The sequence below is a fragment of the Halomonas sp. H2 genome (assembly GCF_050215315.1).
Lineage (GTDB): Bacteria > Pseudomonadota > Gammaproteobacteria > Pseudomonadales > Halomonadaceae > Vreelandella.
This window is the reverse complement of the sequence record NZ_CP189760.1, coordinates 1702706-1715344: the sequence shown is the minus strand read 5'-3', so window position 1 is coordinate 1715344 and position 12639 is coordinate 1702706. Positions and strand designations below refer to the sequence as shown.

9 protein-coding genes are annotated in these 12639 nt (G+C 54.0%); all 9 read left to right on the top strand.

Going from position 1 to position 12639, the window contains the following annotated elements; translation table 11 throughout:
* Nucleotides 1-4: 4 nt before the first annotated feature.
* Nucleotides 5-1678 carry a choline dehydrogenase gene (betA, locus tag ACQE2I_RS07925; RefSeq protein ID WP_427031060.1) on the top strand — a complete coding sequence of 558 codons (1674 nt, stop codon included), beginning with the start codon at nt 5-7 and terminating at the stop codon, nt 1676-1678.
* A gap of 229 nt (nt 1679-1907) precedes the next feature.
* Nucleotides 1908-4394: an acyl-CoA dehydrogenase gene (locus ACQE2I_RS07920; RefSeq protein ID WP_427031057.1), complete on the top strand. Its 2487-nt coding sequence runs from the start codon at nt 1908-1910 to the stop codon at nt 4392-4394.
* Nucleotides 4395-4632: 238 nt separating this feature from the next.
* The gene (locus ACQE2I_RS07915) at nt 4633-5730 is read left to right on the top strand and encodes an ABC transporter ATP-binding protein (RefSeq protein WP_427031055.1); all 1098 of its coding nucleotides are present in this window, start codon (nt 4633-4635) and stop codon (nt 5728-5730) included.
* A complete protein-coding gene (locus ACQE2I_RS07910) occupies nt 5723-6823 on the top strand; it encodes an ABC transporter ATP-binding protein (RefSeq protein WP_427031052.1) in 1101 nt (366 codons plus the stop codon). Before ACQE2I_RS07915 ends, ACQE2I_RS07910 begins: the two co-directional genes overlap by 8 nt.
* Nucleotides 6816-7703, top strand: coding sequence for a carbohydrate ABC transporter permease (locus ACQE2I_RS07905; protein WP_427031051.1), 888 nt, complete (start codon nt 6816-6818; stop codon nt 7701-7703). Before ACQE2I_RS07910 ends, ACQE2I_RS07905 begins: the two co-directional genes overlap by 8 nt.
* 1 nt (nt 7704) lies before the next feature.
* Entirely contained in the window at nt 7705-8601 is an 897-nt protein-coding gene (locus ACQE2I_RS07900) for a carbohydrate ABC transporter permease (RefSeq protein WP_427031049.1), read from the top strand.
* A 12-nt stretch (nt 8602-8613) separates the two neighbouring features.
* A complete protein-coding gene (locus tag ACQE2I_RS07895) occupies nt 8614-8886 on the top strand; it encodes a DUF2160 domain-containing protein (RefSeq protein WP_427031047.1) in 273 nt (90 codons plus the stop codon).
* Between the two features lie 84 nt (nt 8887-8970).
* Entirely contained in the window at nt 8971-10734 is a 1764-nt protein-coding gene (locus ACQE2I_RS07890; RefSeq protein WP_427031045.1) for an ABC transporter substrate-binding protein, read from the top strand.
* Between the two features lie 198 nt (nt 10735-10932).
* The gene (locus ACQE2I_RS07885; protein WP_427031043.1) at nt 10933-12576 is read left to right on the top strand and encodes a glycerol-3-phosphate dehydrogenase/oxidase; all 1644 of its coding nucleotides are present in this window, start codon (nt 10933-10935) and stop codon (nt 12574-12576) included.
* Nucleotides 12577-12639: the final 63 nt, after the last annotated feature.

The following is a 12639-nucleotide window of genomic DNA, read 5'->3' as shown; positions in this document are numbered from 1 at the left end:
TTTCATGTCTCAACCTCGTGAATTTGATTACATCATTATCGGTGCAGGTTCGGCGGGCAATGTACTCGCTACTCGCCTCACCGAAGACAGCAGCGTCAGCGTACTGCTGCTAGAAGCGGGCGGCCCAGACTACCGCTTTGATTTTCGTACCCAAATGCCCGCCGCCCTAGCCTTCCCGCTGCAGGGAAAGCGCTACAACTGGGCGTTTGAAACTGACCCCGAACCGTATATGGATGGCCGCCGTATGGAGTGTGGCCGTGGCAAAGGCCTCGGCGGCTCCTCGCTGATTAACGGCATGTGTTACATCCGCGGCAACGCGCTGGATTACGATAACTGGGCCAAGCAGCCAGGCCTTGAAGACTGGGATTACCTAAGTTGCCTGCCCTACTTCAAAAAATGCGAAACCCGTGACGTTGGGGCCAATAGCTACCACGGCGGCGACGGCCCGGTCAGCGTGACTACGCCAAAGAACACTAACAACCCGCTTTATCGCATCTTTATTGAAGCGGGTAAGCAGGCAGGCTATCCGGAAACCGAAGACGTTAACGGCTACCAGCAAGAGGGTTTCGGCCCGATGGATCGTTTCGTGACGCCTAAAGGTCGCCGCGCCTCAACGGCGAGAGGCTATCTGGATAAGGCCAAACAGCGCCATAATCTCACCATCGAAACTCATGCCGTCACCGACGTTATTGAGTTTGAAGGTAAGCGTGCCGCTGGCGTTCGCTATGAGCAAAAAGGCGAAAAGCAGCAGGCCTACGCCCGTTGTGAAGTGCTGCTGTGCGGTGGCGCTATTGCCTCACCACAGATTCTTCAGCGCTCCGGCATTGGCAACCCAGAACTGCTTAAAGAACTCGATATCGAGACCGTTCACGCGCTGCCAGGCGTGGGTGAAAACCTCCAGGATCATCTGGAGATGTACATTCAGTACGAGTGTAAAGAGCCGATTTCACTCTACCCCGCGCTGAAGTGGTACAACCAGCCCAAAATTGGCGCCGAGTGGCTGTTCAACGGCACCGGCGTGGGCGCCAGCAACCAGTTTGAATCCTGCGGTTTCATTCGTAGCCGCAACGAAGAAGAGTGGCCTAATCTGCAGTACCACTTTCTGCCCATCGCGATTAGCTACAACGGTAAAAGCGCGGTGCAGGCTCATGGCTTCCAGGCCCACGTTGGCTCTATGCGCTCGGAAAGCCGCGGTCGTATTCGACTCACCTCGAAAGACCCCCATGCTGCGCCCAGCATTCTGTTCAACTACATGGCCAAAGAGAAAGATTGGCAAGAGTTCCGCGACGCTATTCGCCTCACTCGGGACATCATCGCCCAGCCCGCGTTTGATAAATACCGCGGCCGTGAGGTCGCTCCAGGCCCAGGCATTCAATCAGATGCCGAGCTCGATGCTTTCGTCAAACAGCACGCCGAAACCGCCTACCACCCCTGCGGTAGCTGCCGGATGGGCAGTGACGAAATGGCGGTTACCGATGGTCAAGGCCGCGTGCATGGGATTAAAGGCTTACGCGTAGTCGATGCCTCACTCTTCCCGATGATTCCTACTGGCAACCTGAACGCGCCCACTATCATGCTGGCGGAGAAGATCGCCGACCATATCAAAGGTCACCAGCCACTCCCTCGCGCCAGCGTTGATTACTATGTCGCCAACGGGGCACCGGCCAAACGTGCCTGAATATTTAGTCTGTTTGTCACTCCAAATGCCATGGCCCACCGCCATGGCATTTTTTTTGATAACGCGGCCACCTTAACGACGCTAAACATGCCTAAATACTTGCGTGAAACGGCTCCTATCTGCCAAGATTCAAACAAGTGTTCGACTAAACGTTTTTACCAACCTATTTTGCTAACTTACTTCTAACAACAGCTGGCCGCAATAAAGGCCACCCACTGAGAGAGACACTATGCTCACCCTACTCCTTATCGTGCTCGCCATTGTTGGCTTGCTCGTGGTTATGCGTCGTGAAGCAGGCGCCCCGGCAGCGATAGCGGTGCTTGGCGTATTGGGCCTTGTTGGCCTGCTGCTTGATGCCGAGGTCATCGGCGTACTGCTGCTAATAGGCGCCGCCGCGGTGGCTGCCACTGGCTTGCCGGCGCTGCGTCGTAAGTGGCTGACACCACGCCTATTCGTCATCTTCAAAAAAGTCGCGCCAAAAGTCTCCGCCACTGAACGTACAGCCTTGGAAGCTGGCAGCGTTGGCTGGGATGGTGAGCTGTTCTCAGGCAAGCCCCAGTGGGGCAAACTGCTCGCCTTTAAAGACGAAGGCCTGCGCGAAGACGAACAAGCCTTTCTGGATAACCAGTGCGCTAAAGCCGCTGGCATGTGCAACGCCTGGGATATCGCCCAAGAGCGCGCCGACCTGCCCCAGCAGCTGTGGGATTTCCTGAAAAAAGAGGGCTTCTTCGGCATGATTATTCCGAAGGAGTACGGCGGCCTGGGCTTCTCAGCCAAAGCCCAGTCGATGGTGCTGCAAAAGCTTTCTGCCAATGAAACTTTAATGGTTACCGTGGGCGTGCCTAACTCTCTCGGCCCTGGCGAGCTGTTGCTGAAATACGGCACCCAAGAGCAGAAAGATCACTACCTGCCGCGCTTATCCGATGGCCGTGAGATTCCCTGCTTTGGCCTCACCGGCCCTCGGGCAGGTTCTGACGCAACCTCACTTCCCGATACAGGCGTGGTCTGCAAGCAAACCATTAATGGCGAAGAAGTACTTGGCCTGCGCCTCAATTTTGAAAAACGCTGGATCACCCTGGCGCCCATCGCCACCGTAGTCGGCCTTGCATTCCGTCTGTTTGACCCGGAAAAACTGCTCGGTGACGAAGAGGATCGCGGCATAACCTTAGCGTTGATCCCTCGCGATACTGACGGAATGGAAATTGGTCGCCGTCACTACCCCATCGGCAGCCCGTTTATGAACGGCCCGATTATCGGCAAAGATGTCTTTGTACCGCTAGACACCATTATTGGTGGCCCGGACATGATCGGCCAAGGCTGGCGGATGCTGGTGGAGTGTCTGTCGATCGGTCGCTGCATCACGCTACCTTCAGGCGCTACCGGCACCGCCCGCTACGCGCTGGGCTGGAGCGGCGGCTTTACCCGTGTTCGTCGCCAGTTCAACGTGCCGGTGGCCGAGATGGAAGGCGTACAAGAGCCGCTCGCCCGTATGGCGGCACTGGCCTACATCTCTCAAGCCACGGTTTATCAAACCGCTAATATGATCGATCACGGCGAAAAACCCGCCGTACCTTCGGCCATTCTGAAAAGCCAATTGACCGAGTTCCAGCGCGTCATACTGAGCGACGCCATGGACGTTCACGGCGGTAAAGCGGTTACCCTTGGCCCGCGTAACTACTTAGGTATCGGCTACAGCGCCAACCCGGTAGCGATTACCGTGGAAGGCGCCAATATTATGACCCGCAACCTGATGATCTTTGGTCAGGGCGCGATTCGCTGCCACCCATACGTATTGGACGAGCTGGCGGCTAAAGACGCCAACGATATCAACGCGTTTGATAAAGCCTTCTTCGGCCACACAGGGTTAATCTTTGGCAACGCGGCGCGGGCCTTTACCCTGGGCTTTGGCATCGGTAAAGCCAGCGTACCCTTCGACGGCCCCGCCGCGGTTTATGCCCAAGATATTGCCCGCCTCTCCGCTGGCTTTGGCCTGTGTGCCGACGCCGCCATGGCAAGCCTGGGTTCAGCGCTTAAGAAGCGCGAAATGATCTCCGCGCGATTGGGCGATGTGCTATCCAACCTTTACCTTACCTCTATGGTGCTCAAGCAGTGGCAAGCAGGCAGCAAGGTTGAGGGTGAAGAAGCGTTGCTGCATTACAGCTGTCGTTTCCTGCTTCAGCGTGCCGAGCAGGCGTTTGTGGAGATTTTCGATAATCTACCCAACCGGGCTTTGGGCAAAACGCTCAACGCCGTGGTGATGCCCACCGGTCGCCGCTGGAATAAACCTCACGATGACTTGGCCCGTGATATCGCTAAGCGTATTTCCACACACAGCGCCCTACGTACGAAGCTGCTGGAAAACACCTGGGACGCGGACGATGGTGAACAGCGTAACCCGCTGGCACGCTACAACGCCCTATTGCTCGATTATGAACGTGCCGAAGCACTATACCGCACCGTCAACAAAGCTTATGCCAAAGGCGAACTGCCACAGACGGCGCTACACCCAGAAGCACGCGTTGAAGCGGGTTTGGAAAAAGGTTTGATCAGCGAAGAGGACGCCGCATTTATGCGCACCTTCGAAACTGAAGTGTTGGAAATGCTCACCGTGGACGATTTCGCCTACGATGCCTTTGCCAAGAACAAGACCACGCTGATCAATCACAACGGCCAACCGGCCCCAGCGCCTAAGCAGGAACAAAGAAACACTAAGTAGTAGTGCTATTTCAAAGCGTTACCTGTAAAAAAGTCGACTCTTATAGTTAAGAGTCGGCTTTTTTTGTTCGCTTTCTACACCTAAATGCGTAGACCGATGGGCCAAAAACGCGTTGCAAGTTCGAAAACGATCAACTAGCCTTTCGTAAACGAAAACAGTCTATTCTATCCAATAACCCTATCTAACAACCCTAATCCAACAACCCTAATCCAACAACAATGACACTTGCGAGATCGGCATGTCCTTACATTTGCAAAATATCGATCACATCGTTAACGGTGTGCCTCATATCAGTGGGGTCGACCTAGTCCTTGAGCCAGGCTCCTTCAACGTGTTGCTGGGTCGAACGTTGGCCGGAAAAACCACTTTGATGCGCCTAATGGCGGGGCTTGAACCACCCAGCCGTGGCAACATCATCATGGACGGCAAAGACGTAACTAACGTTTCCGTGCGCAAACGCAATGTCTCCATGGTATACCAGCAGTTTATCAACTACCCCAGCCTTACCGTTTACGACAATATAGCCTCACCACTACAGCTGGCCAAGCAGGCTAAAAGTGACATTGATAAGCGCGTTAGAGAAGTCGCGGAAATGCTGCATATTGAGCAGCTATTAAATCGCTACCCCCAAGAACTTTCTGGCGGCCAGCAGCAGCGTACTGCCATGGGCCGGGCGTTAGTTAAAGATGCTGACTTAATTTTGTTTGACGAACCGCTGGTCAATCTGGATTACAAGCTGCGCGAAGAGCTTCGCGATGAACTGCGTGAGCTGTTTAAAGCACGTAACTGCATTGCGGTGTATGCCACCACAGAGCCCAATGAAGCACTGGCACTGGGTGGTAACACGGCGGTGCTTCATGAAGGCAAACTACTTCAGTACGGCCTCACCGAGCAGATCTACCGTGCGCCCAACGGACGCTTCAGCGCTGAAATGTTTTCCGAGCCGCCGATCAATATCGTTCCCGGCCAGCTTACCGATACTGAGATTACCTTTGATCAATCGCTGCACTTCCCCTGCGATGAGAAACTCAAGCGTCTCGAGCCGGGCGAGTATGATTTTGGCGTACGCGCCTCACACCTCACGCTACAACCCGAGCGAGCCGATGACTTAGCGCTCGATGTGCATGTGGATGTGGCGGAAATTAGCGGTTCTGAAACGTTCCTGCATGTGCACCACGAGCGCTTCCCTCTAGTGCTGCATTTGGCCGGTATTCATCAGTTCAGCGTTAATCAACCGCTAAAAGTTTATTTCCCGACGCATCAACTGTACGCCTTCGATAAGCAGGGCCACACGGTGCATATTCCTGTGCGCCAAGGAGGAGCTGCTCATGGCTGAAATCACGTTAACGGGCCTGGCGCACTCCTACGAAAAAACACCGGCAAGCGCCGGAGATTACGCCATCCGCCATATGGATCACGTATGGCATCAGGGTGGCGCCTATGCACTACTGGGGCCGTCAGGCTGTGGCAAATCCACCCTGCTGAATATTATTTCCGGCCTGCTCGAACCGTCTGATGGCGATGTGCTTTTTGACGGCCAGCGGGTCAATGAACTGCCCCCAGAAGAGCGCAATATTGCCCAGGTGTTTCAGTTCCCGGTGATCTACGACACCATGACGGTGTTCGACAACCTTGCCTTTCCTCTGCGCAATATGAATACCCCCGAGTACCGAGTAAAACCCAAGGTACTTGAAATCGCCGATATTCTTGAGCTAACCCCGCTACTGGACCGCAAAGCGAAAAACTTAACTGCCGATGAGAAGCAGAAAGTCTCCATGGGGCGTGGGCTGGTGCGCGATGACGTCACGGCGATTCTGTTTGATGAACCGCTAACCGTGATCGACCCGCAACTTAAGTGGAAGCTGCGCCGCAAGCTTAAAGAGATTCACGAGCGCTTTAACATCACTATGATCTATGTGACTCACGATCAGTTAGAGGCCTCCACCTTCGCCGATAAAATTGCCGTGATGTATGAGGGTCAGGTGGTGCAATTCGGTACACCGCGAGAGCTATTTGAGCGCCCTGCGCACACCTTTGTGGGCTACTTTATTGGCAGCCCCGGCATGAATTTTATGGCTGTCGAATATCAAAACAATCACGTTATGTTCGGCGCTCAACCGATGCCAGTTAGCGCGCAGATGAAACGCGCGATTGCCAATGCCAGCTCTGCCAATATCAAGCTGGGCATCCGCCCCGAGTTTATTGCGATTTCCTCAAGCCAGACGGCCAATAGCGTGCCCATTCAAGTGTCCAGCATGCAGGATCTGGGCACCTATTCTTTACTAACCTTCAAGCTTAACGAGCAGACGTTTAAGGCACGCCTGCCTGAAGGCCATCCGCCCGTGAGTGACGCGGCGTTTGCGCACCTCGACGACGCCTACGTTGCGCTGTATATCGATGAATACTTGGTGGAGGCTGGCCATGAATAACAAAGTACCTAATAACAAAGCTTGGCTACTGGTACTTCCCATGCTGGTACTGGTGGCTTTTTCCGCCATCATTCCACTCATGACCGTGGTCAACTACTCAGTGCAGGACGTGCTCGGGCCTAACGCGAGCTTTTTCACCGGCACCGAGTGGTTTAAAAGCATGCTTAATGACGATGCTTTGCAAGCAGCGTTTCTGCGCCAAATTTCTTTCTCGCTGATTATTCTCGCCATCCAGATTCCGCTAGGGATTGGCATCGCGCTAATTATGCCCAAACGCGGCTGGCAGGCCTCGGCGGTGTTGATCCTGATTACCCTACCGCTGCTAATCCCCTGGAACGTGGTGGGCAGTATCTGGCAAATCTTTACTCGTGGCGACATTGGGCTGATGGGCTGGGGGCTGCGCGAGTTAGGCGTCAACTACAACATTACCCGCAATGCAGGCGATGCCTGGGTGACGATCATTTTGATGGATGTGTGGCACTGGACACCGCTGGTAGCGATGCTGTGTTACAGCGGGTTGCGCTCGATTCCCGAAGCTTATTACCAAGCAGCGCGTATCGACCGTGCGTCTAAATGGGCAGTATTCCGCTACATCCAGCTTCCCAAGCTCACTAATGTGCTGGTTATCGCTGTACTACTGCGCTTTATGCACTCCTTTATGATCTACGCCGAGCCCTTTGTACTAACCGGCGGCGGGCCGGGCAGCGCCACCACTTTTTTAAGCCAGTCCTTGACCACTATGGCGGTCGGCCAACAGGATTTAGGCCCTTCTGCAGCATTCTCGCTTATCTACTTCCTGGTCATTCTGCTGGTGAGCTGGGTGTTCTACACCACCATTATGAATATGCAGAAAGACAAGCCCCCGCATGGAGGTGCTTAACATGAGCTACCAACTCGAAAACACCCAGCACGGTGAGAAATACAACACCATTTTTAGCAAAGCATCGCCCGCCCAACGGCGCAACCGCGCTGCTCGTGCGCACTGGCGCTCACGTCTCTTGCTTGGCCTCTATCTGGCACTGATGATTCTGCCTATTTACTGGCTGATCAATATGTCGCTACAGACCAATAGCGAAATTCTCGGCTCAATGACGCTGTGGCCACAAAACGTAACGTTCGATAATTACATCGGCATTTTTACCAACTCAAGTTGGTATATGGGCTACGTCAATTCAATGCTCTATGTAGCGATGAATATGCTCATCACCATTTGTGTCGCGCTACCCGCCGCCTACGCCTTTAGCCGGTTCACGTTTATTGGTGACAAACACCTGTTCTTTTGGCTGCTGACCAACCTGATGGCACCGCCTGCGGTATTCCTGCTGCCCTACTTCCAGCTCTACTACTCTGTGGGCTTGTTCGATACCCATATCGCCGTGGCGCTGGCTCACTGCCTATTCAATATTCCGCTGGCGATCTGGATTTTGGAAGGCTTTATGAGCAGCGTACCCAAGGAGATCGACGAAACCGCTTATATCGACGGTTATAGCTTTCCGCGCTTTTTCGTCAAGATTTTTATCCCCATGATTCGCTCTGGCATTGGCGTCACGCTGTTCTTCCTATTTATGTTCTCGTGGGTAGAACTGCTGCTGGCCCGCACGCTGACGGCTACCGATGCTCAGCCTATCGGTATGATCATGACGCGTACCTCGACTGCCTCGGGGATCGACTGGGGCACGCTGGCCGCCGCCGGAGTACTGACCATTATTCCCGGCATTCTGGTGGTTTACTTCGTTCGCAACCATATCGCCAAGGGCTTTGCCCTGGGCCGTACCTGAGGAGATCTCGCTATGTCTTGGATGGTATGGACAGTGCCCACCGCCATATTTTTTTCATCAATCGCGGCCATGCTAGCAGGCATGACGGTATGGGAGATTTTGTCTCCCACGATTGAACGCAAAGGGTTTTTACCCATTGCCACCACCCGTGGTGATCGGCTGTTTATCGGCCTGCTCTCTGCGGCCTTTATCCACCTGGGAGTGATCGGTTTCACTGCATTATCCATTTGGATTGCACTAGCAATATCAGCCGTATGGCTGCTTGTTTTAATGCGTTGGGGCTAGCCCTTGGGAAAATAGCCATCAGCGTTAAATCGGTATCAAGGACGGCCAAGCCATCAGGGAAGAGCACAACAAAACGAGGTCTCCATGCAAAAGCACTACAATAAATCCAGGCTAACTAAATTCAAACTGACCACCCTCGCCGCCAGCTTAATGCTGGCATCGGGCACGCTGTCAGCACAGGAAGAGGATGCCCGCGCCATTGCTGAGCGTTTGGTCGATGAGCATTTCCAAAACTCGACGCTGAGCCGTGAAGAGCAGATCGAAGAGCTGATGTGGTTTGCTGAAGCCGCTGAACCCTTTCGCGATATGGATATTCAAACCGTCGCTGAAGGTCTCACCACCCACGTTTATGAAAGCGAGGTATTAGCAGAAGCCTTTAGCGAGCTTACCGGCATCAACCTCACCCACAACATCATCGGCGAAGGCGATGTGGTGGACACCATGCAGAACCAGATGCAGTCGGGCAATAGCATCTACGACGGCTTCGTCAACGACACCGACTCCATCGGTACGCACATCCGTTACGGCACCACAATCAACCTGTCGGAAGCAATGGAAAATGGCTGGGCCGACTACACCCTGCCCACGCTGGATTTAGACGACTTTATCGGTTTGCAGTACGGCACCGGGCCAGATGGCAGCATCTATCAACTGCCGACCCAGCAGTTCGCTAACCTGTATTGGTTCCGCCATGACTGGTTCACTGACCCCGATATCATGGCTCAGTTTGAAGAAATTTACGGTTACGAACTAGGCGTGCCGACCAACTGGACCGCCTATGAAGATATCGCCAAGTTCTTCAGCGAGGATGTGGGTGAGATAGACGGCACCAAGATTTACGGCCATATGGATTACGGACGCCGCGACCCGTCGCTTGGATGGCGCTTCCACGACTCCTGGCTCTCCATGGCAGGCATGGGAAGCCAAGGCGTGCCGTCTGGCAACCCAGTCGATGACTGGGGGATCCGCGTCAATGAAGACAGCCAGCCAGTAGGCGCAAGCGTTAGCCGTGGCGGCGCCACTAACTCACCGGCGTCCGTGTTCGCCATGCAAAAAGCGGTCGACTGGCTAGCTAACTACGCGCCAGAAGAAGCCCAGGGCATGACATTTGGCGAGGCGGGCCCTGTTCCCGCGCAGGGCCATATTGCGCAACAAATCTTTTGGTATACCACCTTCACCGCCGATATGACCGATCCGTCAGTGGCGGTGACTGACGACGAAGGCAATCCGCTTTGGCGTATGGCACCGTCCCCCACCGGCCCGTACTGGGAAGAGGGTATGAAGGTTGGCTATCAAGACGTAGGTGCTTGGACATTCTTTGACTCAACGCCTGAAGATCGTCGCACCGCGGCATGGCTATTTGCCCAGTTCACCGTATCTAAATCGGTCTCGCTGGAAAAACTCATGCACGGCTTAACGCCGATTCGTGAATCTGACATTTTCTCTGAGCAGATGACCGAGATGGCACCCAAGCTTGGCGGTCTGGTGGAGTTCTACCGTAGCCCCAACGAGTCTAACTGGACGCCAACCGGTACCAACGTGCCCGACTATCCACGTATGGCGCCACTGTGGTGGCAGAACCTAGCGCCGGTGATGAGCGGTGAAGTCACGCCACAAGAAGGTCTCGATAAGCTGGCAGCGGATTTGGATAGCACCATGAATCGTCTGGCCCGTGCCAACGTGTTCGATAGCTACGCGCCGGTGCTCAATGAAGAGCAGGATCCGCAATACTGGCTGGATCAAGACGGCGCTCCGAAACCCAAGCTGGATGATGAAATGCCCCAGGGCACCACCGTTCCTTACGATGAAATGATGGAAGCCTGGATGGAAGCCGGTTCGCGCCAATAGTAACTATGCGTAAGAAAGACTATGCGTAAGAAAGACTATGCGTAAGAACACCTATGTGTAATAGCAACTACGCATACGCGTAAAAGCTTACAGGGCGGGCCACCGCTCGCCCTGTAACAAGTTTCATTGGCGGCGCGCCATAGCAAAAAAGAGAACTCCCACTACAACGGGGCTTTTAATCAGTTAATTGGATCCGCTATGAAACTGCGTAATCGCAACATTGAAAAACTACCCACTGATACCTTTGATGCCCTGATTATCGGGGGCGGCATTAATGGCGCGGCCACGGCGGCGGCGCTGGCGGGCAAAGGCGCGAAAGTCGCGTTGATTGATCGTGGCGACTTCGCAGGCAGCACCAGCATGCACTCCTCCAACCTCGTGTGGGGAGGAATTAAGTATATGGAAAGTAAGGATTTCTCGCTGGTTCGCAAGCTGTGCAAAAGCCGTAATCACTTGATCAAAAGTTACCCCTCAACGGTTCAGGAGATCCGCTTCCTGACCACTATTTCAAAAGGTTTCCGCCACTCACCGCGTTACCTGTGGGCGGGCACCTGGTTGTACTGGCTGATGGGCAACGGCTTTACCAAATTGCCGAAACTGCTCTCGCCGAAAAAGATAAAGCTGGAAGAGCCAATTATCGACATTGAGGGCTCCGTAGGCGGCTTCGAGTACTCCGACGCTTACCTGCACGATAATGATGCTCGATTTGTCTTCAACTTTGTACGTCGCGCGCTTAACTATGGCGCGATTGCCACCAACTACGTTGAATCCCTCGGCGCTGAGCGGGTCGGTGACCTCTGGGTAACCAAAGCGCGTAACGTTATGGATGGCAGTACCTTCGATATTCGTGCCAAGGTGCTCATCAACGCAGCGGGGCCTTGGGTAGATAAACATAATGAGCTGACAGGGCAAAAAACCACCCATCACCACCTCTACTCCAAAGGCATTCACCTTATTGTTCCGCAGTTAACCGACTCCAAACGCGTGTTGGCGTTTTTCGCTGATGATGGTCGGCTGTTCTTTGTTATCCCCATGGGCAATCGCACCTGTATCGGCACTACGGATACACATATGGAACATCCAGAGGTCGAAGTGACCGCTGACGATATCGCTTTTGTGCTGGAAAATATCAATAAGCGCCTGACATTAGCGAAGCCGCTTAGCCAAGAAGACATTATTTCGACCCGCTGCGGCGTAAGGCCATTAGCTATTAAAGACGATCAAGGCAGCGACCGCGACTTTCTCCAGCTATCGCGCAAGCATGTCGTCGACACCAATACCGAAAGCGCACATATCAGTATTTTTGGCGGCAAACTGACCGACTGCTTAAACGTTGGGGATGAGATTGCCGAAGAGATGAGCCGCCTGGGCGTTGCTCTGTCAGACCCCGATTTTCAGTGGTACGGCGAGCCACCCAAGGCGGTGAAACAGCAGTTTATGGATCAAGCCAAACGCATGAATCTCGACGCCATGACGGCGTCCACCTCAGGTGAGTTGCTATCGACGCGGCTTTGGCGGCGCTACGCCGACCAAGCCGTTCAGATGCTGGGGAAAATTCGCCAGGATCCTGCCCAGGGCGACATCTTAATTGAAGGCACCGAGTACATCCGCTGTGAACTTGAGCATGCTCGCGACCATGAAATGATTACCCAGCTGGAGGACTTTCTACGCCGTCGTGCCAAAGTCTCGCTAGTAGTGCGGCACGAACAGTTACGTCAATCCAGCGGCTTAAAAGAGGCCTGCCGCGTACTATTTGGCGAGGATGCAGACGAGCGCTTTAATCACTATTTTGAACAGAACCGTGATACCGCGCTGCCGCCTACTCCTTCATCCGTGGTTTAACATTTCAGTGAGTAAACATCCCCCTCAACTAAGTGAGGGGGATAGCATGGTTAAACAAAATAG

Coding starts and splice junctions, on each gene's coding strand:
- betA (WP_427031060.1), top strand. CDS start 5: ATGTCTCAACCTCGTGAATTTGATTACATCATTATCGGTGCAGGTTCG.
- ACQE2I_RS07920 (WP_427031057.1), top strand. CDS start 1,908: ATGCTCACCCTACTCCTTATCGTGCTCGCCATTGTTGGCTTGCTCGTG.
- ACQE2I_RS07915 (WP_427031055.1), top strand. CDS start 4,633: ATGTCCTTACATTTGCAAAATATCGATCACATCGTTAACGGTGTGCCT.
- ACQE2I_RS07910 (WP_427031052.1), top strand. CDS start 5,723: ATGGCTGAAATCACGTTAACGGGCCTGGCGCACTCCTACGAAAAAACA.
- ACQE2I_RS07905 (WP_427031051.1), top strand. CDS start 6,816: ATGAATAACAAAGTACCTAATAACAAAGCTTGGCTACTGGTACTTCCC.
- ACQE2I_RS07900 (WP_427031049.1), top strand. CDS start 7,705: ATGAGCTACCAACTCGAAAACACCCAGCACGGTGAGAAATACAACACC.
- ACQE2I_RS07895 (WP_427031047.1), top strand. CDS start 8,614: ATGTCTTGGATGGTATGGACAGTGCCCACCGCCATATTTTTTTCATCA.
- ACQE2I_RS07890 (WP_427031045.1), top strand. CDS start 8,971: ATGCAAAAGCACTACAATAAATCCAGGCTAACTAAATTCAAACTGACC.
- ACQE2I_RS07885 (WP_427031043.1), top strand. CDS start 10,933: ATGAAACTGCGTAATCGCAACATTGAAAAACTACCCACTGATACCTTT.